This window comes from Isoptericola haloaureus (genome assembly GCF_036689775.1).
Lineage (GTDB): Bacteria > Actinomycetota > Actinomycetes > Actinomycetales > Cellulomonadaceae > Isoptericola > Isoptericola haloaureus.
Map to the genome: position 1 here is coordinate 728,225 of NZ_JBAGLP010000118.1, position 23,839 is coordinate 752,063.

Consider the following 23,839-nt stretch of genomic DNA (forward strand, 5'->3'; position numbering starts at 1 on the left):
ACCGGCTCAGCCGTCCGCGGCCACGATCCGCCCAGTGGTCTCGGCCCGCTGGAGGAGACGGAAGTCCGCCTCGTTCTGGTCCGCGTAGGCGGTCGCGAACTCGGCCATCGACCGGTCGAACCGGTCGCCGGTCCCCAGGTACCCCGCGACGGCCGGGGCGTCCCCGGAGCGGGCGTGAGCGCGCGCCAGCGTCCACCCGCAGATCTCGGCGTAGACCTCGAAGGCGTCACGGTCCATCCCCTCCAGATCGGCCGACACCTTGCCGTCCCACATCTGGCGCACGTAGAAGTCGTGGGTCTCGCCCGCGACGTTCGTCGCCCGGTTCCAGCCCAGGAGCACGTCCGAGGCCGCCTGGATCAGGCGCTGTCCCTCGACGACCCGACGTCCGTGGTCGTCGTACCGGCTCGCACCGAGGTACGGCTCCAGCACCGACGCCCCCGCCTCCTTGACCTGGAGCACCAGGTCGTCCGCCGCGTCCTCGGCGCCGACGAGGAGCAGGATCCAGCACCGGGTGCCGACGCTGCCGACGCCGACCACCTTCCGTGCCATCCCGGCGACGCGGTACCCGGACAGCAGGTACCGCCGGTCGTCCGACAGCGTGTCGAGGTAGCGGTCGTAGGCGGCGCCGATCGTCTCCCGGGCCTCGTCGAGGCTCTGCTCGGTCAGGAGGTCCTCCAGGGGGACGACGAGCGGCGGGTCGCTCAGGGGCTGCAGCCGACCGTCGGGGCCGACCTCGGTGTACCGCGAGAAGGCTCGGGCGCCGGTCTTGCGCCGGGCCTTGCGCAGGCTCTTGTGGAACCGCTTCAGGGTGTCGGCGCCGGCAGCCCCGCCCCAGCGACGCTCCAGCTCGTCGGCGTCCAGGCGCGCGTACCAGACGTCGAGACGGGGTGTCCGGGCGAATTCCGCGATGCTCGTGCGATAGCTGCGGGACGCCGAGCGCGCCAGGTCGGCCTCGGCGCTCGGCGGGAACCCGCGGTCCCGCGCGGCGACGGCGAAGCTGGCGACCAGTCGCTTGACGTCCCACTCGAACGGTCCGGGCAGCGTCTCGTCGAAGTCGTTGATGTCGAAGACGATGTCCCGGTCCGGGGCGGCGAAACCACCGAAGTTGGCGAGATGGGCGTCCCCGCACAGCTGGACGGTCAGGCCCGTCGACGGGGCCGAGGCGAGGTCGTCGGCCATCACCGCCGCCGCTCCCCGGTAGAAGGCGAACGCGGACCGGAGCATCCGTCCGTAGCGGATCGGGACGAGCTCGCGGACACGCGTCGCGGCCTGCTTGTCGAGGATGTCGACCGGGTCCCGGTCCCCGACGCCCCGCGTATCCCACACCCCGTGCATCCGGCGGGGCACCCGGGCGCGCACGTCCCGACCCCGGCCGTGCGCCCGCTGCCAGCCGGCGTCGTCCTCGAACGCCGTGCGCGGAGGGCGGTGCGCCATGATCACCAGTACACGCCCCGCGGTCCCCGGCGTCGTCACGGCTACCGGGTGAACTTGTGCCACGCCGGCGTCCGTCGTCGCCCGGTCGCCCCACCGTCCGGGACCCCTAGCGCGTCGGTGTGCCCGGGGTGCCCTGCCACGGCCACCGGCCGTGCAGCTCGACCATCAGCGACCAGGACAGGAACGTCCGCACGACGACGAGCAGACCCAGGGCCGCGACGTTCTGCAGCGTGGGCTCGAGCGTCACGGTCCGGATCACGTCGGCGGCGATCAGCAGGTCCAGGCCGAGCAGCAGGCCCCGCCCCACCGACTGCTTGACGCGTTCGACGGCGTCACGCACCCCGGCGGTGCGCAGCACCCTGGCGCCGGTGACGAACGCCGCCACGACGGCGACCGTGATGACGACGATCGCCACGACCTCGATCCACACGGAGATGCTCTCGGCGATGCTCCAGTCGCCGATCGCCGGTACCGCCTCCACGTCGTCCATCCGGGCCTCCCCGCCGTCCGGTCGTCTCGCCGATCAGGTCAGGATCTGCAGCGCGTCCCCGAGGAGGCTGACCCCGAGGACGAGCAGGAGGACCGCCATCACCGTGGCGTTGTTCGAGATCAACCAGGTCTTGGTGCGGTCCAGCACGGGGGCGAGCCGGCGTCCGGCGACCAGGTAGCCGAGCACCGGGAGCGTCACGGTGAGCGTGGCGAGCGCCGTGACGACGGCGACGGCACCGGCCGTCTGCCCCGAGGACAGCGGCAGCGCGGCCAGCGAGGCACCCGCGGCCGCGGCGAGGAGCAGGTTCTTGGGGTTCACCGCCGACAGCGCGAGTCCCAGGCCGAGCGCGGCGACGGGACGGAGCTCGTCGATCCGGGACATCCATCCGGGGACCGGTGGCTCGTCGTCGGGACCTGGGCGCCTGGACCACTGCCGGCCGGCCAGCACCAGCAGGAGGCCGCCGAGCACGAGCTTGGTCCATCCCACCGCAGGGCCCGGGCCGGTCCCGCCGGTCCCGAGTCCGGGCAGGAGCACCACGATCGTGACCACGCCCGCGACCCCGGTGATCCAGGCGAGCATGAACACGATGCCGTTGACGCGGGCGCGTCCGCTGAAGAGCATCAGGATCACCGCGGCGATCGGGATCGGGCTGATCGCGATCCCGACCGCGTAGCCGGCTGTCGCACCGATCGCGTCGCCCATCTCTGTCCCTCCCGGATCACGCTATGCACGCTTCGAGGGCGTTCGCACGCCGCCGTGTCGCCCGACGTGCGGCGCGAGCCGATCGCCGTGACGCTGGACGTGGCCGACCACGGAGGGCGACATGATCGAGAAGCTGCCGCGCAGCCACGGCGCCGTCCTCGGCTACCGAGTCGTCGGGGACGTCACCCGCGACGACTACGACGAGCTCGTCCCCGCCGTGCAGGGCGCCGTGGACGAGCACAGCACGGCACGACTGCTGCTGGACCTCACAAACTTCCGATGGGAGAAGGCCGAGGCGTGGGGAGCGGACCTGCGTTTCGGCGAACGCTTCCGGCACGTCGTCGAGCGGATGGCCGTCGTCGGGGACCGCACCTGGGAGAAGTGGCTGGCGCGATGGGCCGAGGCGTTCTACGCCCAGGACGCGCAGTACTTCACCGACCAGGACGCCGCCTGGGAGTGGCTGGAGGGCTGACGAGCCATGGGCGCCGCGGGGACGGACAGGGCCGCTTTCGTGCGTGCCGTCTTCGACCACGGCTGGAACGAGCAGCGGTTCGAGGCCCTCGCCCCGACGCTCGGCACCTTCGCGCTGCACGTCGAGGGCCGGAGCCGGACGACGGACCTGGCCGAGCTCGAGGCGATCGTCGGCGCCTGGCACGAGGCCTTCGACGGCCTCCGGTTCGCCGTGCACGCCGTGACCGCCTCGGACGACGTGGCGGCGGTCCATGCGACGCTCCACGGCACCCATCGCGGTCCCTGGCAAGGCCTCGCCCCGACCGGACGCTCGATCGAGGTCGAGCACATGTTCTTCTTCCGGTTCGCCGGGGAGCGCATCACCGACGTGTGGGAGATGCTCGACCGTCCGGCGATGGCCGCCCAGCTCGAGGGTTGACCGGGCGGTGCGCGACCGGGTGCTGGACCTCGTCTTCCTGGTCGGCGTGCTGCTCAAGGGGATCGACGGCGTCGTCGAGCTGGTCAGCGGCGTGGTGCTGCTCGTCGTGACGCCGGCCCAGCTCCGGGACGCGGCCGACGCCCTGACCGCGCACGAGCTCGCCGAGGACCCGCACGACCTGCTCGCGCACGTCCTGCTGCGCGGCGTCGAGAACCTCGACGCCGGGACCGCCTCGTTCCTGGCGGCCTACCTGCTGATCCACGGGGTCGTGAAGATCGGCATCGTCGGAGCGCTCGTGCTCGGGACCCGGCGGGTCTACCCCTGGGCGATCGCGGTGCTGCTGGCGTTCCTCGGCTACCAGGCCTACGAGCTCGTGGTGCACCCGACCGTCGTCGTCGCCCTGCTGACGGTCTTCGACGCGCTGATCGTCCTGCTGACCTGGCGGGAGTGGCACGAGGGCCGCACGCTGCGCGAGACCCTGCGCAGCACCACGGAGTGGCTCGCCGCCGGCGGGTGACCGCAGGTGGTGACGCGCCGGCGACTTCTCGCGCGCCTCAGGACGACGAAGAGGAAGCTGAAGAACCTCGGCCGCTCCCACTGCGGATGCGCGGGGCAGCAGCTCGGCGAGATCGGCCAGGTGCGGGGCCCGTCGCCACCCAGGTGCTCGCGGGCGAGCTCGATCGGGGTGCCTCCGCCGGCGACTCGATGACCAGCGGAGACATCGACGTAGCGTGCTGCCGACCGTGGACGACGCAAAGGCCCCCTCGACCGGGTCGAGGGGGCCTTCGGTGCTTCGGAGCCGCCTGTCGGAATCGAACCGACGACCTATTCATTACGAGTGAATCGCTCTACCGACTGAGCTAAGGCGGCGTGCCACAGACGACCGAGAACGGGTCCCGATCAGCGGGCGAGGCAACACTACCCGACGCCGAGGCCGGACTCCAAAGCGATCCGAGCGCCGCCGTCGTCGGATCCGTCACAGCCCGGGCCACGTCGCCGGGCGCGCGGATCACCCACCTCGGCCGACGATTGCCTACCTCGGCGAAGAGTTGCCTACCTCGGCACGACCCGGCCTACCTCGGTGGAGGGTTGCCTACCTCGAGAGGGGTCAGCAGGTGAGGCCGTCCTCGGGCACCGTGCCCTCGACGAGGTACTCCTCCACGGCGTCGGCGATGCAGTCGTTCGACCGGCCGTAGGCGGTGTGCCCCTCCCCCTCGTAGGTCACCAGGACCCCGGAGTCGAGCGCGTCGGCCATGCCCTCGGACCAGACGTACGGCGTGGCCGGGTCGTTGGTGGTGCCGATGACGACGATCGGGTCCGCTCCGGACGCCGCGACGTCGTACTCCTGCTCGGCCGGCGGGTAGGGCCAGTCGGCGCAGGACAGCCCGCCGTACCCGAAGAACGACCCCATCGTGGGCGCCGCCTCCTCGATCTCGGCGGCCTCGGCCCGCATCGTCTCGATGTCCGTGGCGCCGGCGCTGTCCAGGCAGTTGATCGCCGTGAACGCCTCGGTGGAGTTGGTCGCGAACGAGCCGTCGGCGTTGCGGTCGTTGTAGAAGTCCGCGAGGTACAGCAGCGTGTCCCCCGTGCCGACGTTGATGGCCTCGTCGAGCGCCTGGGTGAGCACCGGCCAGCTCTGCTCGGCGTACAGCGTCACCGCGACCCCGTAGAAGGCCAGCGTCTGGGTGACGTCCCGGTCGCCGCTGGTCGGGTAGGGACGGTCTGCGGCGCGGTCCAGGACGTCGCGCACCTGCTGCATGCCGGCGTCGACGGACCCGGTCAGCGGGCAGTCGGCCCCGGCCTGGCAGTCGGTGACGAAGGCGCGCAGCGCGTTCTCGAACCCGACGGCCTGGCCGGCCGAGATCTCGTCCGCGTCCAGCGTCGGGTCGATCGCGCCGTCGAGCACCAGCCGGCCCGCGCGCTCGGGGAACAGGCCCGCGTACGTCGCCCCCAGGCTCGTGCCGTAGGAGAACCCGAGGTAGTGCAGCTGCTCGTCGCCGAGCACGGCGCGCAGCATGTCCATGTCCTTCGCGGCGCTCTGGGTGTCGACCTCGCCGAGCAGCTCGCCGGTGTTCGCCGCGCACGCCTCAGCCCAGGCCGCGGCCGACGCGCGCGCGGCCTCGAGACCGTCGTCGGTGGACAGGTCGACGTCCTCGCTGAGGTACTCGTCCTTGGCCTCGTCGTCGTAGCACTCGACGGCGGTCGAGTCCTGCACCCCGCGCGGGTCGAAGCCGACGATGTCGAAGGACTCGCGCAGCGGCTCGCCGAAGGACCCGTTCTCGACGAAGTCCGCCCCCGAGCCGCCGGGCCCGCCGGGGTTGACCAGCAGCGAGCCGACCTTCTGCCCGGTGGCGCGCGTCCGCACCAGCGCGAGCTCGATGCTGCCCGCCTCCGCGTCGTCCCAGGACAGGGGGGCCGTCGCGGTGGCGCACTCGTAGCCGCCGCGGCAGTCGGTCCACTCCAGGTCCTGGGCGTAGAAGTCCTCGAACCCCTCGGGGGCACCGGCCGCCGACGGCGTCGTCGGCGCCGCCGTCGTCGCCTCGTCCACGGGCGTGGCGGTCTTGCCGGGCGTCTCCGCCGTGCACCCGGCCAGGACCAGTCCGAGACCCACCACAGCAGCCAGCAGACCGGTCCGCCGAGCGGCCGAGACGTCGGACTGCGGGCGCGGAGGACGAGCAGCGAAATTCACCCGCCCAACCTACCGGCCGGAACAGGCCGTGACGGGCACCTTCACCGAACCTTCTCGTGCCCGTCGCCGCCGCCGGGGCCGGATCCAGAGCCAGCAGCACCCCCGCGCCGGGCGCGGCCCGCCGGACCGGCGTCCGTCAGCCCTGCGGACGCAGCGCGACCGTCATCGCCTCGACGGCGAGCAGCGGCGCCACGTTGCCCGCCAGCCGTTCGCGCGCCTGGCCGATCGCGTCCATGCGGCGCACCGTCTGCTCCGGGGTCGAGTCGCGGGCCAGCCCGCGCACGGTGGCGGCCTGCTCGGCGTTGACGAGGTCGACGTCGGCGCCGAGCTGGACGACCAGCACGTCCCGGTACAGCGACAGCAGGTCGACCATCGCCCGGTCCAGGACGTCACGCTGGCTGCGGGTCGCCCGGCGCTTCTGGTCGTCCTCGAGCTGCTTGACCTGGGACCGCAGCTTCGGCGGGACGGTCTCGCCCTCGGCGACGCCGAGGGCCCGCAGCAGCTCGGCCCGCTCGGCGGCGTCCCGCTCGGTCGTCGCGGCGGTCGCCTCGGCCTTGGCGACCTCGACGAGGTCGGCGGCGGCCAGCACCGCGTCGGGGACCCCGCGGATCCGGCGGGCGATCTCGAGCACGTCCGCCCGACGGCGCCGTGCCTCGGGGTCGCGGGCCAGCCGGCGGGCCATCCCGACGTGGGACTGCGCGGCCTGGGCCGCCTGCAGCGCGACGGCGGGGTCGGTGCCGTCGCGCCGCACCAGCAGCTCGGCGACGTCGCGGGCCGGCGGGACCCGCAGCACGACGCCGCGGCACCGCGAGCGGATCGTCGGCAGCACGTCCTGGCTGCTCGGCGCGCACAGCACCCACACGGTGTGCGCCGGCGGCTCCTCGATCGACTTCAGCAGCACGTTGGTGGTGCGCTCCACCATCCGGTCGGCGTCCTCGACGACGATGACGCGGTACCGCCCCACCGAGGGCGTGCGCGAGGCGGTGGTGATGAGGTCGCGCACCTCGTCGATGGCGATCACGACCTTGTCCGTGGCCACGACCGTCAGGTCCGGGTGCGTCCCGGCGAGCGTGGTGGTGCACTCGCGGCAGTGCCCGCAGCCGCCCTCGGGGCACTGCAACGCCGCGGCGAACGCCCGCGCGGCGACGGACCGTCCCGAGCCGGGCGGGCCCGTCAGCAACCAGGCGTGGGTCATCGCGGCCGGGTCGGTCGCGGCGCGCCGCAGCACGCCCACGGCCTCCGGCTGGCCGACGACGTCGTCCCACACGGTCACGAGACGTCCTCCGGGTCCGCGCCGGACGGTTCGGCGGGGGCCCGCACCGCGGACACCTCGGGATCCGACAGGCGCGCTGCCTCCTCGACCACGGGCGTCAGGTCGAGGCGGGAGGCGACGTCGACCCGGATCTGCGCCTGGATGTCGTCGACGGTGCCGGTGGCGTCGATGACGAGCCAGCGGTCCGGGTCGGCGACGGCGCGGCGCAGGAACGCGTCCCGGGTGCGCCGGTGGAAGTCGAGGCCGGCGCGCTCGAGGCGGTCCGGGCGTCCCGCGCGACGGGCCGCGGCCGTGGCGGGGTCGACGTCGAGCAGCACGGTCACGGCGGGCAGCAGCCCGTCGGTGGCCCACAGCGAGAGGTTCTCGACCTCGTCCTGGGAGAGCTCGCGGCCGCCGGACTGGTAGGCGACCGAGGAGTCGAGGTACCGGTCGGTCACCACGACGGCGCCGCGCTCCAGGGCGGGCCGGACCACGGTGGCCACGTGGTGCGCCCGGTCGGTGGCGTAGAGCAGCGCCTCGGTGCGCGGGTCGACGTCGTCGCCGTGCAGGACGGCCCGTCGCAGCTCTGCCCCCAGGGGGGTGCCGCCGGGTTCGCGCGTCAGCACGACCTCGCGGCCCGTGACCGCGCCGAGCCACTCGGCGAGCAGGCGGGCCTGCGTCGACTTGCCGGCGCCGTCGCCGCCCTCGAACGACACGAAGTACCCGGGTGCGCTGCTCACGCCCACACCCTAACCGCGCCCGCCCACAGCGGAGCTGCTGTGGTATTTGTCGCATCCGGGGGTCTCGTGACGCAGGACCCATCGGGGAGCGGGACGATAGGGACACGACGACTGAAGGGGACGACGATGACCGACGACGGAACGACCACGACGCTCACGGACGACGAGTGCTGGACCGTGCTCGCCGACCAGCCGATCGGCCGCCTGGCGACGGCCGTCGCCGGTGAGCCGGAGATCTTCCCGGTCTCCCACGCCGTCGCGGACGGGCGCATCTACTTCCTCACCCGACCGGGCAGCAAGCTCGTCGAGGTGACGGTCAACAACCGCGTGGCCTTCGAGGCCGACGAGTGGCGGTTCGACACGGCCTCCAGCGTCGTGCTCAAGGGCACCGCGGAGGTGCTGGAGACGGACGAGGACATCGCCGCCGCCGAGGCGACCGAGCTGGTGCCCTACCTGGACGACGGCAAGAACGTGTGGGTGCGGATCACGCCGACCGAGATCAGCGGTCGCCGGCTGACCCGCTGACGACAGCCCTCCGGAGCGCCGACGGCGCCCCGGAGGGGTACGGGTCACTCCCCCGGGTACGTGACCCCGAGCTGCGCCCGCACGTCGTCGAGGATGCCCATCACCTCGAGCGTGTGGCCCCACGGCATCCGGGCGCTCTCGGTCCGACCCTCCTCGAGGCAGCGGGCCACCTCGGCCGCCTCGTACGCCTTGCCCTCGCCGGCCGGGGACGTGAACGTCCAGCTCGTCCCGTCGTCGCGCACGACGGTGAAGTCCGTCGGGGTGAAGAACCCCTGCGGGATCTCGATGCGGCCGCGGGTGCCGATGATGCGGGCGCCGGCCGCCCCGCGGGCGGTCGAGGACGTGTGCAGCACCGCCTGCGCCCCTGACTCGTAGGAGAGGATCATGCTGACGTGGTCGTCGACGCCGGTCTCGGCAAGCGTGCCGCGAGCCACGGTCGCGGCCGGCACGCCCAGCAGGTCGTGGGCCAGCGTGATCGGGTAGATCCCCAGGTCGAGCAACGCCCCGCCGGCCAGCTCGGGGGCGAACAGGCGGTGGGTCGGGTCGTACTCACGGAAGATGTCGAAGTCGGCCAGCACCGTGCGCACCTCGCCGATCTCCCCGCGCGCGATCGCGGCGCGGATCGCCGCGACGTGCGGCAGGTAGCGGGTCCACACCGCCTCCAGCAGGAACACCCCGGCCTCGCGCGCGGCGTCGAGCAGCGCGCGCGACTCGGCGACCGACCGGGTGAGCGGCTTCTCGACGAGCACGTGCTTGCCGGCGGCGATCGCGAGGCGGGCGTGCTCCAGGTGGTGCGAGTGCGGGGTGGCGACGTAGACGACGTCCACCTCGTCGTCCGTCACCAGCTCCTCGTACGAGCCGTGCGCCCGCGCGCCGGGGGCGTGCGCGTCGGCGAACGCCTGGGCCTTGTCCACGGAGCGGGAGCCGACGGCGGTCACCCGGGACGCCGTCCGGTCCCGGACGCCGTCGGAGAACGAGCCGGCGATGTTCCCGGCGCCGAGGACGCCCCAGCGGACCGCCGGGGCAGCCATCAGGTCGGGCACGGTGCCGAGCAGGTCGTCGGCGGTCAGGCGGGCGGCGTAGGCGGACGGGTCGACGGCGGCGCTGAGGTCGGTCATGGCCCCACCGTATCGGCGCGCTCGCCGTGCGCCGCGGCGATGACCGCGTCCGAGGCGGCCCGCACCCGCTCGAGCTCGTCGAGGCTCAGTCCGGAGGCGGCGACCACCCGGCCGGGGACCTCGACGGCCTCCGACCGCAGGGCCTGTCCCCGGGCCGTCAGGTGCACCTCGACGACCCGGCCGTCGGCCGCGGACCGTCGCCGCGTGAGCAGCCCCTGCGTCTCCAGCCGCTTGAGCAGCGGCGACAGCGTGCCCGGGTCGAGGTAGAGCCGGTCGGCGAGGCCGGTCGCCGTGGTGGTGCGTCCGGCGCCGTCGTCCTCCCAGAGCCCGAGCAGCACGAGGTACTGGGGGTGGGTCAGCCCGAGCGGCTCGAGCACCGGGCGGTACAGCGCGACCATCGCGCGCGAGGCCGCCGACAGCGCGAAGCAGACCTGCGCCTCGAGCGCCAGGGGGTCGTCCGGTCGGTCCATGCGCTCAGGGTAGGCCGCGACCGCGCGGAGGCATATGGTTGGTGGATCAATCATTGGCGCACCAACCATCAGGAGATGCCGTGGGACTGTTCCGCCGCCGCCCCGACGACGACCGCACCTGGGGCATGCGGTTCACCGAGTCGTTCCTGCCGGTCTTCGGCCCGGCGTCGATCCGGCGCACCCCGCCCGTCCCGCCGAGCGCGCAGGACCGGGCCCGCGAGGCCCGGCTGCGCAGCACCTACGAACGGATCACCGGGCCGGACGGCCACACCTACGTCGTCGAGCGCCACCCCGACTGACGGTGGAACCGGTCAGCGCCCACGGTCAATCCCCGCGCAGACCGGCCATCGGCGGCAGTCTCGCGGCCCGTGTCGCCGGGTAGACCCCCGCGACGACGCCGACCACGACCGACAGTGCGACACCGACGCCCGACGGCACCATGTCCACAGTGGGCGGCATGCCGTGGGTGAGTGCGTACACGGAAGTGACCAGCACACCGAGGGTCGCGCCGGCAACGCCTCCGCCCAGCCCCAAGAACCCCGCCTCCAGGACGAACTGCGCACGGATCTGCCCAGCCCGTGCTCCGACCGCCCGGCGCAGAGCGATCTCGCCGCGCCGCTCCAGCACGGCGATCACCATCGTGTTGACGATCCCGATGGCACCGACGAGCAGAGCTACAGCGGCCAGACCCAGTGCCAGGCTGGCAAAGGTCGAGTCGACGGCCCGTTGGGCGTGCGCCAGCACGGAAGGCTGAGAGACCGTGACCGCACGAGGTATCGCCGGGTTGACGGTGGCCGCCAGGACGTCGCGCACAGGGTCGACCGCCCCGGTGCGAACTCGTACGTACAGCACGGTGTCTTCCTCGGCGGGAGTCGTCCGGCTGGACCAGTCCTCGCCGATGAGCGCCGCACGGTCGAGAGTCGGGGCGAGACGCGCTGGTTCGAGGATCCCGACGACGGCGTACCAGTCGTCGTCGACCCACACACGCTGCCCGATCTCGACGATGCCGAGCTCGGACGCGGCGACCGACCCCAGCACAGTGGTGGGCAGCGCCGTCGACGAACGGTCGAACCACTGGCCCTCGGCCATCCTCAGGTCCATGGTGTCGGCCAGCTCCGCCTGCACCGCCACCACAGCCAGGGCTCCGCCCATCGTGTCCGGCACCAGATCGGTCCGGTAGACGCCGGCGCCGGCCACCGGCGAGACGCGGGCGGCGTCGAGAACGGGCCCGATACGCCGAACCATGCCTGGTGCCTCGGAGGGCAGCGGGACGGTGGTCAGGTCCGGGCCGACGCCGGGACGCACCTCGAGCACGTTGGAACCGAGTGCTTCGAGCTCCAGACGCAACCTGTCCTCGTTGGTGGCGGTGATCCCCAGGACGGCCACCAGCGTGGCGATCCCGAGGGCGACGCCGAGCATGGACAGCAGGGAGCGCGACGGACGTGCCCGGGGCCCCAGCGCCGCGGTGGCCAGCGCGTCGCGGACGCTCAGTCGCGCCATCAACGCCCCTCCCCGTCGGACGCCACTGGTCCGACGCCGTCGGCGACGATGCGCCCGTCCCGGATCCGGACCTGCCGCGGGAAGCGGGCCGCGACCGCCGGGTCGTGGGTGATGACGACGACGGACACGCCGTCGAGGCGGCACAGCAGGTCGATGATCGACTCACCGGTGGCCTCGTCCAAGGCGCCGGTGGGCTCGTCGGCGAGCAGCAGCGCAGGTTCGTGCGCGATGGCACGCGCCACGGCGACGCGCTGCTGCTCACCCCCGGACAGCTGCGTGGGCCGGTGATCGAGGCGCCCTCCCAGGCCGACCCGCCGTAGCGCCTCCACCGCGCGACGTCGTCGTTCGGCACGAACGAAACCCGAGTAGAGCATGCCCAGCGCAACGTTCTCGACGGCGTCCGCGTGCGGGAGGAGATGGAACTGCTGGAACACGAAGCCGAGAGTGCGCGATCGCAGGTCGGACCGCTCGGCGTCGCCCATCGTGGCGGTCGAGCGACCGCGCAGCACCACGTCCCCGGCACTGGGAGCGTCCAGGGTGCCCATGATGCCGAGCATCGTCGACTTGCCCGACCCGGACGGTCCGACGATCGCCACTCGCTCGCCGTCACGGATCGTGAGGTCGACGTCGCGCAGCACCGTCAGGTCTCCGGCGCCGGTAGCGTACGACTTGGACACCCCACGCAGTGCGACCACCGGTTCGACGGGCGGGACCTCCGGCGCTGTCACGGCACGACGACCTCGTCGCCCTCGACCAGGTGTCCACTGCTGATCGCGGCCCTGGCCTCAGCGACGAGCTGGACGTCCACGGGCACCAGAGCCACTCTCGTGCCGTCGAGCTTCTCGACCGCGTAGCCGCCCTCGGCCAACGCGACCAACGCGGTGACGGGAACGACGAGCGCGGACTCGACCTCATCGGTCACGACCTCGACGCGCACCGGGGACCCGACGAGCTCCGCCGCCACATCCTGGTCGTCGAGGTCTACCCGGACCGGCGTCGAGTCGGCCGCGGCACTCATGGCGCTCTCCTCGCCCCCCGGAGCACGTCGAGCGCCGATCCGGCCGATGACGCCGGGAATGGTCGCGGCGCTGGGGAGGACGACCTCGACCTCGTCTCCGGCAGCGAGCGCCGTGCGCTGCGACGGCGTGACATCGGTCAGGACGTGCACCTCGGGAACAGTCCAGCGCAGCACCTCGCCGCCGGCGGGATCGCCGACCCTGGCCACCACCTCGTCGACCTGAAGTTCGTCGACGTCGAGGATCACGACGTCGGACGGCGCCACCCACTCCGCACGGGCTCGAGCCAGCTCGCGCGCTGCCGTGTCCACCTGTTCCTGCGCACGCGAGACCTCCCGGTGTGCGCCGGCGGAGCTGGTAGCAGCGTCAGCAGCATCCTGCTCGCCGCCGGTGTCCTGCCGCGCAGCGAGCGCGTCGCGGGCCTCCTGCAGCGCGGCGACAGCGTCGGCGTGCACGCCCTCGGCCGTCGCGATCCGCTCCCGGCCGACCTCGCTGCCAGACGGCTCGACATAGCCGGCCGCGGCGTGAAGGGACCCGACGGCGCCCGAAGCACCCTCGCCGAAGACCTCGTCGACGCGGGCCGCGCTCAGATGACCGGCATCGTGCAAGGCCTCATTGAGGCTGAGCACGTCCTTGCCACGGTCGCCGAGGCTGAGCTCTCGCCACAGCGGCACGTCACCCGACAAGAAGAAGACGGGTCGTCCATTGACCTCCAGCAGCGGTTCACCCGGTCTGACGAGATCGCCCGGTTCCGGCAACCAGGTGATGATGCCGTCGCCGGAAAAGGTCAGCGCCTCGGACACGTCATGGGACAACGAACCACTCAGTGCCATACCTGCTGCGAGAGAGGCTCGCTCCACGAGAGCGGTCCGGGCGCCGGGAGACGCTACCGAAGCGTCAGCGGCAGCCTCCTGATACTCGTGGTACCAGAGGAAGCCCCCCAGCGACGCCGCGGCGGCGAGCAGGGCAAGGAGGGCCGAAGTGGTGCGCATCCAGCGCCTGACCGGCCGCCTGTCAGCAGTCGTCAGGATCGTCCTCGCAGTTCTGCGCCCACCGGTCGGACTCGAAGATCGGCCCGTCGATCGCCTCCGAGTACGCGATCATGTCCGCCACCAAGAACTGGAAGTTCGGCCAGTACTCCGACTCGGCGATCGGCCGTGTGCACTCCTCACCGAGGATCTCCGCCTGTTCGATCGAGACGTCGTCGGTGATGTAGACGTAGCCGTCGTCAGCGGGGTCCTCGACAGCGGCCACCCCCGCATCACGCGCACACTGTGCCCACTGTCGACCGGCCTCGACCTGACTCTCGGGCATCGTCCAGGAGTTCTCCGCGGGCGTGCGGTCGTGCATGTCGATCAGCACGTCCTTGGCCCCGGGACTCCGCGCGTAGCACTCGCGGATCTCCTCGTCACGGTTCTCGCCCTTCACGCCGATCGGCTGGCTCTCCGCGTCGTCGGTCAGCAGCCCGTCCTGGTCCGGGACGAAAGTTCCGTCGACGATGCTGGCGTACCCGTCGAGCTGGTCATCCACCTCGCCGACTTCCGGCGCCACGTCGATGCCCAGGTCACCGAGACAGGCGGCGTACCGAGCCGTCGCCTCGTTGACATAGGAACCCGTTGCGACGGTCGCGCCTGTGGAGCCGACGTCCGCGTCGACCGCGAGATCGGCCTGGCCCGCCACACCCGGCGCGTCATCACCACTGCACCCGGTCACCAGCGAGGTAAGCACCACCAGCGGCACAAGTATTCGTCTTATCACGGCTTCCTCCATCATCGCTGGACGTGACGCCTCCCACGCTCCCGCGCTCACGGGCAGTATGTGAATCGCCCCGACGAGATCTTGTTGTTCCAGGTCCCCGTACCGAGTCGAAGGAGAGAAAGATCGGGAATACCCCGGTTGTTCAGGGTCAGCGTGAAACTCGCACCGGAGTAGCCGGTTCCGTTGTAGAACACCGCCCAGCACTTCGTGCCGTTGTTGTACGCGGACCGAGACTGGTTGTTCATCCCGAACTGCCCGAAATCGCTGATCCCGTACTCGAAGAGCACCCACTTCGAACTGAGGATCTGATAGTCCTCACCGTTGTACACGCATGCATAGCCAGTCGGACAAGGGCCGGGCGCCGCTTGTGCCGGGGTGGCCACCATGCCGATGCCGAGCGCACACACGATCGATCCCACCAGCGCGACCAGAAACGTCCCGCGCTTCCCTACCTGAAGCCCTTTCACCTGACGCCCTTTCACCTGACGCCCTTTCACCTCAAGCCCTGCCCGAGGGGACCACGCCTCAACGCGCGATAGCAGACAAAATACGGTAACCGTGCATGCCCGTCAAGACAGACATCACAGACATCGCGCTAGAGGCTCCGGCGCCCGAGGCGCCTACTTCTTCGCCGTCGACGACTTCTTCGCGGGTGCCTTCTTCGCCGGCGCCTTCTTGGCCGACGTGCTGCGCTTCTTCGGCCCCTGAGCCCGCTTCTCCGCGAGCAGCTCGATCGCCCGCTCGGCGGTGATCGACTCCGGGGTCGCGTCCCGCGGCAGCGTCCGGTTCGTCTCGCCGTCGGTCACGTACGGACCGAACCGGCCGTCCTTGACCACGATGGGCTTGCCCGAGGTCGGGTCGTCGCCGAGCTCCTTCAGCGGCGGCGCGGCCGCCGCCCGTCCGCGACGCTTCGGCTGGGCGAAGATCGTCAGCGCCTCGTCCAGGGTGATCGTGAAGAGCTGCTCCTCGGACTCGATGGACCGGGAGTCCTTGTCCTTCTTCAGGTAGGGCCCATACCGGCCGTTCTGGGCGGTGATCTCCTCGCCGGACTCCGGGTCGGTCCCGACCACGCGCGGCAGCGACAGGACCTTCAGGGCGTCCTCGAGCGTCACCGTGTCGAGAGACATCGACTTCAGCAGCGACCCCGTGCGCGGCTTCGGCTGGGCCGCCTTCGCCTTCTTCTGGGCCGCCTGGGACAGGTTCGGGTCGATCTCGGGCAGGTCGAGCTTCTCGGTGACGAACGGGCCGAAACGGCCGTTCTTCGCCACGATCTCGTTCCCCGAGTCCGGGTCGACCCCGAGCACCCGGCCGTCGTCGGCCCCCGCCTTGAGCAGCTCGCGCGCCTTGGCCACCGTCAGCTCGTCCGGGGCGACGTCGTCGGGCACCGAAGCCCGCGGCGCCTTGCCGTCCTTGCCCGGCTCGGCCTCCAGGTCCTCCAGGTACGGGCCGTACCGGCCCACGCGCACCCGGATGCCCTCGCCGATCTGCACCGAGTTGATCGCCACGGGGTCGATCTCGCCGAGGTTCTCGACGAGGTCGCGCAGACCGCCCCGACCGTCGTCGGAGCCCTCGCCGAAGTAGAACCGGGTCAGCCAGGCCAGGCGCTCACGGTCGCCGGCCGCGATCTGGTCGAGGTCGGCCTCCATCTCGGCGGTGAAGTCGTAGTCGATCAGCCGGGCGAAGTGCTCCTCGAGCAGGCGCACGACGGCGAACGCCAGCCAGGTGGGCACCATGGCCTGGCCCTTGGTGCGCACGTAGCCGCGGTCCTGGATCGTCGAGATCGTCGCCGCGTAGGTGGACGGACGCCCGATGCCCAGCTCTTCCAGCGCCTTGACCAGGGAGGCCTCGGTGTACCGCGCGGGCGGGCTCGTGGAGTGCCCCTCGGCGACGAGCTCGGTGCCCGCGAGCGCGTCGCCCTCGGCCATCCGCGGCAGGCGCGTCTCCTTCGGCCCCGACGGCGCGGCGCCGCCACCCTCGGGGGTCTCGACGTCCTTGGACTCCTCGTAGGCCGCGAGGAACCCACGGAACGTGATCACCGTGCCGGAGGCCGAGAACACGGCGTCCGACCCGGCACGGTCGCCCGCCCCGGAGCCGAGCGTCGCGGCCAGCCGCACGGACGCCGTCGACCCCTTGGCGTCGGCCATCTGCGAGGCCACGGTGCGCTTCCAGATGAGCTCGTAGAGCTTGAACTGGTCGCCGGAGATCTCGCCGGCCACCTGGGCCGGCGTCCGGAACGAGTCGCCGGCGGGACGGATCGCCTCGTGCGCCTCCTGGGCGCCCTTGTTCTTCGAGGCGTACAGCCGCGGCGCGCCGGGCACGTACTCGGCCCCGTACAGCTCGGCGGCCTGCCGCCGGGCGGCGTCGGTCGCCTCGGCGGACAGCGCGGGCGAGTCGGTCCGCATGTAGGTGATGTAGCCGTTCTCGTACAGCGCCTGCGCGGTGCGCATCGTCTGCCGGGAGGCCATGCGCAGCTTGCGCGAGGCCTCCTGCTGCAGCGTCGAGGTGGTGAACGGCGCGGCCGGCTTGCGCGAGTACGGCTTGGTCTCCAGGGAGCGGACGGCGAACGCCGCGTCCTCGAGCCCGGCCACGACGGCGTTCGCCGCCGCCTCGTCGAGGTGTGCGACGCCCGTGCGCACCTTGAGACGACCCAGGTCGTCGAAGTCGCGGCCCGCGGCCACGCGATCGCCGTCCAGACCCGTGAGGCGGGCGCGGAAGAGCTGACCGGCGTCGTCCCCGGCCTCGGGGGCGAACGAGCCCGTCACGTCCCAGTAGTCCGCGGTCACGAACGCCATGCGGTCGCGCTCGCGCTCCACGACCAGGCGCGTCGCGACGGACTGCACCCGGCCCGCGGACAGCCCTTGGCGGACCTTGCGCCACAGCACCGGGGAGACCTCGTACCCGTAGAGGCGGTCCAGGATGCGGCGGGTCTCCTGGGCGTCGACGAGATCCTGGTCGAGGTCGCGGGTGTTCTCCAGCGCCCGGGTGATGGCCTCGCGGGTGATCTCGTGGAAGACCATCCGCTTCACCGGCACCTTGGGCTTGAGCTCTTCGATGAGATGCCAGGCGATGGCCTCGCCCTCGCGGTCCTCGTCGGTGGCGAGGAACAGCTCGTCGGCGTTCTTCAGCTCCGCCTTCAGCTCGCGCACCTTGGACTTCTTGTCGGCGTGCACCACGTAGTACGGGTCGAAGCCGTTGTCGACGTCCACGGCGAACTTCTTGTACGGCCCCTTCTTCATCTCCGCGGGCAGCTCCGAGGGCTGCGGGAGGTCACGGATGTGGCCGACGCTGGCCTCCACGACGTAGTCGTCGCCGAGGTAGCCCTGGATCTTGCGAGCCTTGGTCGGGGACTCGACGATCACGAGCTTGCGGGCCTGAGGCATCCGTTCCTGCTTTCCGACGGTGAGGGGCGTGCGGTGACGCCGAGGGGGCGTCGCGTCCTGTCACGGTACGACACGGGCGACGACGGCGGAACTCTACCGAGATGCTCCGGCGTCGGCGCGGGGCCGTCCACAGCGCCGCTCGCCACCCCTCTTGCGCATCGTGCGTGGTCGGACGGCTCAGTCCTGCGGACGCGCCGTGGCCTGCCGCACGAGCAGCAGCAGCGCGAACGTCGCCGCGGTCGCGGCCAGCACCCCCAGCACGCCGACCGCGTAGGCGGTGACGTCCTCGCCGATCGGCACGCTCGCGGCGTCGACGAGCCGGACTCCCCCGGCGAAGGCGAGGATCCCGGTCACCAGGGCGCCGAGCAGCATCAGCCCCGCGACGGCGGAGGACCCGGGGGACGAGAAGGCGTGCGGCTCCGGATCCCCGGAGGGCAGACGACGTCGACGCGGTGCGACGTCGAGGGAGGACGCCGGCGTCAGGGCGCAGACGAGGGCGCCCCAGGCGAGCACGACGAACAGGGCGGCGACGACGTCGGACGGCCGGTGCCACTGCCCCACGAGCGTCGAGACACCGGTGGCCGCGGTGTACGCGGCGCCCAGCAGCGCCACGACCGGCCGCCAGGCGCGCGGCGTGGCGAGCAGCAGCGCGACGGAGACGGAGGCCGCCACCGTGGTGTGCCCGCTGGGCAGCGTGTTGCCGCTGTACCAGCCCGGCAGCAGGTCGGGGCGGGTCAGCACCGAGTGCTTGAGGACCTGGGTGGTCAGGTTGGCGCCACCCACCAGGACGGCGACCTGCAGCGCCAGGATCCAGCGGCGGCGGACGACGGCGACGAGCATCGCCGCACCGATCCCCGCCACCACGAAGGCCACCGAGACGACGTCGAGCACGGGTTCGGCGACACGCCACAGGCTGTCCTGCCCGTACAGCGCCCCGTCGCGGGCGAGGTCGTCCAGCTGCTGGCCGGGGAGCGTCGTGACGAACACCCGGTAGGTCAGCCAGACCGCGAGGACGGCGACGAGCGCGACGGCGGCCGCCGCGACGTGCGCGGCCGGACGCACTGCGGGACGCGGCGGCGCGGCGAGCCGCGCGACCGGCCACGAGCCCGGGGCAGGTGCCGGCGGGGCCGCACCACCCCCCGCTGGAGGCACCGCGGCCGGAGCGTGCCGGGAGTCGCCGTTCATGCAGGTCAGCGTAACCAGTTCGTGTGAGGGTCCCGTGGACGGCCGGTGGGATCTCCGGACGGGAAGCCCGGCGGACGCGACCGCGGGCTCAGGTCGGCCGCGGCGCGTACATGATGACGGCGACGCCGACGAGGCACACGACCGCGCCGATCACGTCCCACCGGTCCGGCCGGAAGCCGTCGACCACCATCCCCCACACCAGGGAGCCCGCGACGAAGACGCCGCCGTAGGCCGCGAGGATCCGCCCGAAGTGCGCGTCCGGCTGCAGGGTGGCGAAGAACCCGTACAGCCCCAGCGCGATGACGCCGAGGCCGATCCACAGCCAGCCACGGTGCTCGCGGACGCCCTGCCACACCAACCAGGCACCGCCGATCTCGAACAGCGCAGCGGCCGCGAACAGGACGACAGATCTCAGGATGGTCATGGTCCAGTCTCCCGCTACCGGCCGAAGAGCTGGGTCCACCAGGGGCCGCCCGCACCGGCGACCGTACCGAGCCCGTGCCGGGTGTGCGAGCACTCGAGGATGTTGGCGCGGTGCCCGGGGCTGTCCATCCACGCCTCGACGACGGCCGCGGCGTCCGGCTGCCCGCGCGCGATGTTCTCGGCCGCCAGACCGCTCACCCCGGCGGCGTCCGCGCGGTCCCACGGCGTGCGGCCGTCGGGATCGGTGTGGTCGAAGTAGTCGCGCGACCGCATGTCCTCCGAGTGCGCGGCGGCGAGGCCGTCCAGCGCGGGGTCCGCGACGAGGGCGCTGCAGCCGGCCCCCGCCCGCTCGGCGTTGACGAGCTCCAGCACCCGGTCGGCGACCGCGGACCCGGTACCGGAGCCACCGGCGGCTCCGTCGTCGGGCCCGTCGCCGGAACCGTCGTCGGGCCGGTCGGCCGGGGTCGGCCCGGTGTCCCGCGGCGCCTCGTCCTGCGCCGACGACGACGGCGCGGCCGGCTGCACCTCGATCGCGCGGTCGGCGTCGGTCCGCGACCGTTCGCCGTCGACGACGATGCCCTGCTCCGGACTCTCCGTGGCGGCCGACGGCGTGGACGCCACCCGGGAGGGTTCCGAGGACAGCGCCGTGCCCAGTGCCGGCGCGCCGGCAGGGGCGTCGGTCCGCGCGGCCGACGCGACTCCGGAGGCGGCGTGGTGCGGTGCCAGACGCAGCCCGTCGGGCACCACGAGCACCAGCAGCGCCAGGAGTCCGGCGCCGACGGCGAAGGCCGCCGCCAGCGCAGCGAGCTGGCGCCACCAGGTCGGGGGTCGCCGGGGACTGGTCACCGCAGCACGCTATCGAGACGCGCGCCCGGTGCCCAGGGCCGGGGCCGTCAGTCCGCGACGCGCTCGGCGAGGTAGCGCGCGTAGGCCGGCGTGCGCTCCACGGCCTGCCGGTGCGCCTCGTGGGCAGCGGCCTGCACGACGTCGACGTCGAACCGGGACGCGGCGTCCCGGCGCCAGCCGACGTACTGCGTCCAGGCCAGCGGCTCGCCCTCCAGGGCCACCGGCGTCACCCCGGGCTGGTCGAGCAGCAGCGGCTGCACGAGCCCGACGGCGTGGTTGCCCCGGACCTGCTCGATGGCCGAGGCCCGCTCGGTCTCGCTGACCTCCCGCGGGGTGAAGCCGGACCGCACGCACGCCGCGACGAAGCAGCGCTCGAAGCAGCCCTCGCCCGGCGCGGAGAGCCAGTACTCGCTCGCCAGCTCACCGAGCGGCACGACGGTGTTCCCGGCGAGCCGGTGCTCGTCGGAGAGCAGCACGAACACGGGGTCGGTGAACAGGCGTGTCCACACGACGTCGCCCTCGGTGGGGAGCACCTCGTTCTCGCAGGCGCCGACGAGCGCGAGGTCGAGGTCGCCGGCGGCCAGCCGCCGGTTGGCCTCCTGCGCCGACCAGGCCGTGAAGGACGTCAGCGCGATCCCGGTCAGGTCGGCCCGCAGCCGGTTGAGGAAGATGCCGCCGAGCACCGTCGCGACGGTGCCGACCCGGAGCGAGGTCACGACATCCGTCCGGCCGCTGACGTGGCGGCGCACGTCCTCGCCGAAGGCGTCCATCGCGGGCAGCAGGACGCGGGCGTGCCGCAGCACGAGGTCGCCGAGCGGGGTCGGGCGAGCGCCCCGGCGGTCGCGGACGAACACCGAGCCGCCGAGGGCGTCGTCGATGCGGTTGAGCTGCGCCGTCAGCGCGGGTTGCGCCATGCCCAGGGCGGCGGCCGCCCGGGTCACGCTGCCGTGCTCCGCGACGACGGTCACCAGCCGCAGGTGGCGGAGGTCGATCTCCATACCGGGATGGTATCGGGATCATCGCGTCGGGGGGATGGCGGGCACCTGACGGGCAGGCGACGTCCGCCAGGCGGACGGACACACGGACGACATACTGCACCTGGGAGCAATGGTGCCGCACGACGGCAGAAGGAGTCATCATGGCAGAACGCGTGACGTTCGCGAGCAGCACCGGACCGGCGCTGGCCGGCATCATCGACGAGCCCGAGGGGGAGGTCCGCGGCTGGGGCGTGTTCGTCCACGGCTTCACGCTCGGCAAGGACTCCCCCGCGGCGGCCCGCATCTCCAAGCAGCTCGCGGCCGAGGGCATCGGCATGCTCCGCTTCGACAACCTCGGCCTCGGCGACTCCGAGGGCGACTGGGGTGACGGCTCGTTCACCATCAAGGTGGCCGACGTCGTCAGGGCGGCCGAGTTCATGGCCTCCCGCGGGACGCCGGCCGACCTGCTGGTGGGCCACTCCTGGGGCGGTGCGGCCGCCATCGCCGCGGCCCCCGAGCTGCCCGCGGTGCGTGCGGTGGCCACGGTCTGCGCGCCGTTCGACCCGAGCCACGCCGAGAACCACTACGACGACCTCGTCGACCAGGTGCTCGAGGAGGGCAACGCCGTGTGGCAGGTGGGGGGCAAGCGGCTCAACCTCAAGCGCGGCATGGTCGAGGACGTGCGCGAGGCGGACCTGGAGCACCGGATCGCCGAGCTGGACACCCCGCTGATGATCATGCACTCCCCCACGGACCAGACCGTCGGGATCGAGAACGCCAGCCGGATCTTCGCCGCGGCCCGCCACCCGCGCAGCTTCGTCTCCCTGGAGGGCTCCGACCACCTGCTCACCCGGCCCGGCCAGGCGCAGCGCGCGGCGCGGATCATCAGCGCCTGGGCAAACCAGTACCTGCAGCAGGACTGACCGGTCGTCGGCGGGACGTGCCGCCGGTCACAGCCTCCGCCGCCCGGCACGTCAGCGGTGCGGGCGGGCGCGGGCGGTGCCACAGTGGTCGTTCGTGCGGTCACGAACCCTGCGGCGTCTCGTCGGACGCCGCCGCCCCTCGTCCGGTACGTCACCGGCGAGCCTGCGGCGTCGGCCCGCCCAGGTCGTCGCGGCCGGGTTCCTCGGCGCCATCGCCGTCGGCACGCTGCTGCTGAGCCTGCCCGTGGCCACGACCGGGCGGACGGCCACGTTGGTCGAGGCGTTCTTCACCGCGACCTCGGCCGCCTGCGTGACCGGGCTCGTCGTCGTCGACACCGAGACCTTCTGGTCGCCGTTCGGTCAGGTCGTGATCCTCGCGCTGATCCAGGTCGGCGGCTTCGGCGTCATGACCGTCGCCACCCTGCTGGGGCTGCTGCTGTGGCGGCGGATGGGGCTGCGCACCCGGCTCGTGGCGGCGGAGTCGACGCACACGATCGGGCTCGGCGAGGTCCGGCGGGTGATGCTCGGGGCGCTGCGGCTCACGCTCGTCGCCGAGGCGTCCCTGGCGGCCGTCCTCGCCGTGCGGCTGGTGGTCGGGTACGGCGAGCCGGTGGGACACGCCGCCTGGTCGGGCGTCTTCCACGCGGTGTCCGCCTTCAACAACGCCGGCTTCTCGCTGTACGCCGACTCGCTGGTGCGGTTCGTCAGCGACCCGTGGGTCTGCCTGCCGATCAGCGCCGCCGTCGTCGTCGGAGGGATCGGCTTCCCCGTCCTGGTGGAGCTGACCCGTCGCATCCGGATCGAGGACCGGACCCGACCGCTGGTGCTGCATCCCCGACGGTGGAGCGTGCACACCCGGCTCACCCTGCTCATGACCGCGAGCCTGCTGGGGGTGGGCACGGCGTTCTTCCTGGCCGTCGAGTGGGCCAACCCGCGCACGCTCGGGGCGCTGGACGTGCCGGGCAGGTTCGTGGCCGCCGCGACGCAGTCCGTCATGGCACGCACCGCCGGGTTCAACAGCATCGACACCACCGCCATGGACCACGGGTCGTGGTTCTTCACCGACGTGCTGATGTTCGTCGGCGGTGGCAGCGGCGGCACCGCCGGCGGGATCAAGGTCGGCACGATGGCGGTGCTGGCGGTCGTGGTGTGGGCCGAGCTGCGCGGCGACCCCGACGTGACCGCGTTCGACCGGCGCGTCGCGCAGGTCGTCCAGCGGCAGGCCGTGACCGTCACGCTGGTGGCGGCCGCCGCCGTCGCGGTCGTCACCCTGCTCATCACGACGTCGGTCCCGGCGTCCGCCGTGTCCCTCGACCGGATCCTGTTCGAGGTCGTCTCGGCCCTGAGCACCACCGGGCTGTCCACGGGTATCACGGCCGACCTGGAGCCCTGGCACCAGTGCCTGCTGGCGGCCCTGATGTTCCTGGGACGGCTCGGCCCCATCACGCTCGGGACGGGGCTGGCGCTCCGCCAGCGCCGGCGGCTCTACCGGCTGCCCGAGTCCGCCGTCGTCATCGGCTGA

At 72.6% G+C, this 23,839-nt stretch carries 25 protein-coding genes and 1 tRNA gene; 7 read left to right on the forward strand and 19 right to left on the reverse strand.

Annotated features, from left to right (window positions below; all coding sequences use genetic code 11):
• Positions 1 to 6 precede the first annotated feature (6 nt).
• The 3 genes from V5O49_RS13465 to V5O49_RS13475 all read right to left on the reverse strand — a co-directional run bounded on the left by V5O49_RS13465 (position 7) and on the right by V5O49_RS13475 (position 2,626).
• The gene (locus tag V5O49_RS13465) at positions 7 to 1,434 is read right to left on the reverse strand and encodes a DUF2252 domain-containing protein (protein WP_332902648.1); all 1,428 of its coding nucleotides are present in this window, start codon (positions 1,432 to 1,434) and stop codon (positions 7 to 9) included.
• A 106-nt stretch (positions 1,435 to 1,540) separates the two neighbouring features.
• Positions 1,541 to 1,924, reverse strand: coding sequence for a DUF1622 domain-containing protein (locus tag V5O49_RS13470; protein WP_332902649.1), 384 nt, complete (start codon positions 1,922 to 1,924; stop codon positions 1,541 to 1,543).
• A gap of 33 nt (positions 1,925 to 1,957) precedes the next feature.
• A complete protein-coding gene (locus tag V5O49_RS13475; RefSeq protein ID WP_332902650.1) occupies positions 1,958 to 2,626 on the reverse strand; it encodes a GAP family protein in 669 nt (222 codons plus the stop codon).
• A 121-nt stretch (positions 2,627 to 2,747) separates the two neighbouring features.
• Here V5O49_RS13475 and V5O49_RS13480 point away from each other — a divergent pair, with 121 nt between their 5' ends.
• From V5O49_RS13480 to V5O49_RS13490, 3 genes are read left to right on the forward strand one after another with little or no spacing between them, the layout of a single operon-like run.
• The gene (locus tag V5O49_RS13480; protein ID WP_332902651.1) at positions 2,748 to 3,098 is read left to right on the forward strand and encodes a SpoIIAA family protein; all 351 of its coding nucleotides are present in this window, start codon (positions 2,748 to 2,750) and stop codon (positions 3,096 to 3,098) included.
• 39 nt (positions 3,099 to 3,137) lie between these two features.
• Entirely contained in the window at positions 3,138 to 3,515 is a 378-nt protein-coding gene (locus tag V5O49_RS13485; protein WP_332902652.1) for an ester cyclase, read from the forward strand.
• Between the two features lie 7 nt (positions 3,516 to 3,522).
• Positions 3,523 to 4,032 carry a DUF2127 domain-containing protein gene (locus V5O49_RS13490; RefSeq protein ID WP_332902653.1) on the forward strand — a complete coding sequence of 170 codons (510 nt, stop codon included), beginning with the start codon at positions 3,523 to 3,525 and terminating at the stop codon, positions 4,030 to 4,032.
• A 280-nt stretch (positions 4,033 to 4,312) separates the two neighbouring features.
• On the opposite strand, the gene V5O49_RS13495 is transcribed toward V5O49_RS13490, so the two are convergent.
• The 4 genes from V5O49_RS13495 to tmk all read right to left on the reverse strand — a co-directional run bounded on the left by V5O49_RS13495 (position 4,313) and on the right by tmk (position 8,196).
• Positions 4,313 to 4,385, reverse strand: a tRNA-Thr gene (locus V5O49_RS13495).
• 238 nt (positions 4,386 to 4,623) lie between these two features.
• Entirely contained in the window at positions 4,624 to 6,204 is a 1,581-nt protein-coding gene (locus tag V5O49_RS13500; RefSeq protein WP_332902654.1) for an alpha/beta hydrolase, read from the reverse strand.
• Between the two features lie 136 nt (positions 6,205 to 6,340).
• On the reverse strand, positions 6,341 to 7,477 hold the full coding sequence (locus V5O49_RS13505; protein ID WP_332902655.1) for a DNA polymerase III subunit delta': 1,137 nt from the start codon (positions 7,475 to 7,477) through the stop codon (positions 6,341 to 6,343).
• On the reverse strand, positions 7,474 to 8,196 hold the full coding sequence (gene tmk / locus V5O49_RS13510; RefSeq protein WP_332902656.1) for a dTMP kinase: 723 nt from the start codon (positions 8,194 to 8,196) through the stop codon (positions 7,474 to 7,476). Before tmk ends, V5O49_RS13505 begins: the two co-directional genes overlap by 4 nt.
• Before the next feature lie 126 nt (positions 8,197 to 8,322).
• On the opposite strand from tmk, the gene V5O49_RS13515 reads away from it, so the two are divergent.
• Entirely contained in the window at positions 8,323 to 8,721 is a 399-nt protein-coding gene (locus V5O49_RS13515; RefSeq protein WP_332902657.1) for a pyridoxamine 5'-phosphate oxidase family protein, read from the forward strand.
• 44 nt (positions 8,722 to 8,765) lie between these two features.
• On the opposite strand, the gene V5O49_RS13520 is transcribed toward V5O49_RS13515, so the two are convergent.
• Positions 8,766 to 9,839 (reverse strand): Gfo/Idh/MocA family protein, encoded by a 1,074-nt coding sequence (locus tag V5O49_RS13520; protein WP_332902658.1) that lies wholly within the window; start codon positions 9,837 to 9,839, stop codon positions 8,766 to 8,768.
• The gene (locus V5O49_RS13525; RefSeq protein ID WP_332902659.1) at positions 9,836 to 10,309 is read right to left on the reverse strand and encodes a MarR family winged helix-turn-helix transcriptional regulator; all 474 of its coding nucleotides are present in this window, start codon (positions 10,307 to 10,309) and stop codon (positions 9,836 to 9,838) included. Before V5O49_RS13525 ends, V5O49_RS13520 begins: the two co-directional genes overlap by 4 nt.
• Positions 10,310 to 10,389: 80 nt before the next feature.
• Here V5O49_RS13525 and V5O49_RS13530 point away from each other — a divergent pair, with 80 nt between their 5' ends.
• Positions 10,390 to 10,608: a hypothetical protein gene (locus V5O49_RS13530; protein ID WP_332902660.1), complete on the forward strand. Its 219-nt coding sequence runs from the start codon at positions 10,390 to 10,392 to the stop codon at positions 10,606 to 10,608.
• 25 nt (positions 10,609 to 10,633) lie between these two features.
• Here V5O49_RS13530 and V5O49_RS13535 read toward each other — a convergent pair whose 3' ends face one another.
• From V5O49_RS13535 to V5O49_RS13580, 10 genes are all read right to left on the reverse strand, one after another.
• Entirely contained in the window at positions 10,634 to 11,809 is a 1,176-nt protein-coding gene (locus tag V5O49_RS13535; RefSeq protein WP_332902661.1) for an ABC transporter permease, read from the reverse strand.
• Positions 11,809 to 12,537, reverse strand: coding sequence for an ABC transporter ATP-binding protein (locus V5O49_RS13540; protein WP_332902662.1), 729 nt, complete (start codon positions 12,535 to 12,537; stop codon positions 11,809 to 11,811). Before V5O49_RS13540 ends, V5O49_RS13535 begins: the two co-directional genes overlap by 1 nt.
• Positions 12,534 to 13,628, reverse strand: a complete 1,095-nt coding sequence (locus tag V5O49_RS13545; RefSeq protein WP_332902663.1) for an efflux RND transporter periplasmic adaptor subunit — start codon at positions 13,626 to 13,628, stop codon at positions 12,534 to 12,536. The genes V5O49_RS13540 and V5O49_RS13545 overlap by 4 nt, the downstream gene beginning before the upstream one ends.
• Before the next feature lie 211 nt (positions 13,629 to 13,839).
• Positions 13,840 to 14,598 carry a hypothetical protein gene (locus V5O49_RS13550; RefSeq protein WP_332902664.1) on the reverse strand — a complete coding sequence of 253 codons (759 nt, stop codon included), beginning with the start codon at positions 14,596 to 14,598 and terminating at the stop codon, positions 13,840 to 13,842.
• A gap of 32 nt (positions 14,599 to 14,630) precedes the next feature.
• Positions 14,631 to 15,065 (reverse strand): peptidase inhibitor family I36 protein, encoded by a 435-nt coding sequence (locus tag V5O49_RS13555; RefSeq protein ID WP_332902665.1) that lies wholly within the window; start codon positions 15,063 to 15,065, stop codon positions 14,631 to 14,633.
• A gap of 138 nt (positions 15,066 to 15,203) precedes the next feature.
• A complete protein-coding gene (topA, locus tag V5O49_RS13560) occupies positions 15,204 to 17,963 on the reverse strand; it encodes a type I DNA topoisomerase (RefSeq protein ID WP_332902666.1) in 2,760 nt (919 codons plus the stop codon).
• Positions 17,964 to 18,140: 177 nt separating this feature from the next.
• A complete protein-coding gene (locus V5O49_RS13565; protein ID WP_332902667.1) occupies positions 18,141 to 19,148 on the reverse strand; it encodes a phosphatase PAP2 family protein in 1,008 nt (335 codons plus the stop codon).
• Positions 19,149 to 19,236: 88 nt separating this feature from the next.
• The gene (locus tag V5O49_RS13570; RefSeq protein WP_278236330.1) at positions 19,237 to 19,572 is read right to left on the reverse strand and encodes a YnfA family protein; all 336 of its coding nucleotides are present in this window, start codon (positions 19,570 to 19,572) and stop codon (positions 19,237 to 19,239) included.
• A gap of 14 nt (positions 19,573 to 19,586) precedes the next feature.
• A complete protein-coding gene (locus V5O49_RS13575; RefSeq protein ID WP_332902668.1) occupies positions 19,587 to 20,417 on the reverse strand; it encodes a CAP domain-containing protein in 831 nt (276 codons plus the stop codon).
• 47 nt (positions 20,418 to 20,464) lie between these two features.
• Complete coding sequence (locus V5O49_RS13580; RefSeq protein WP_332902669.1) at positions 20,465 to 21,415, reverse strand: LysR family transcriptional regulator; 951 nt, start codon at positions 21,413 to 21,415, stop codon at positions 20,465 to 20,467.
• 140 nt (positions 21,416 to 21,555) lie between these two features.
• Here V5O49_RS13580 and V5O49_RS13585 point away from each other — a divergent pair, with 140 nt between their 5' ends.
• A complete protein-coding gene (locus tag V5O49_RS13585) occupies positions 21,556 to 22,317 on the forward strand; it encodes an alpha/beta hydrolase family protein (RefSeq protein ID WP_332902670.1) in 762 nt (253 codons plus the stop codon).
• 94 nt (positions 22,318 to 22,411) lie between these two features.
• Complete coding sequence (locus V5O49_RS13590) at positions 22,412 to 23,839, forward strand: TrkH family potassium uptake protein (RefSeq protein WP_332902671.1); 1,428 nt, start codon at positions 22,412 to 22,414, stop codon at positions 23,837 to 23,839.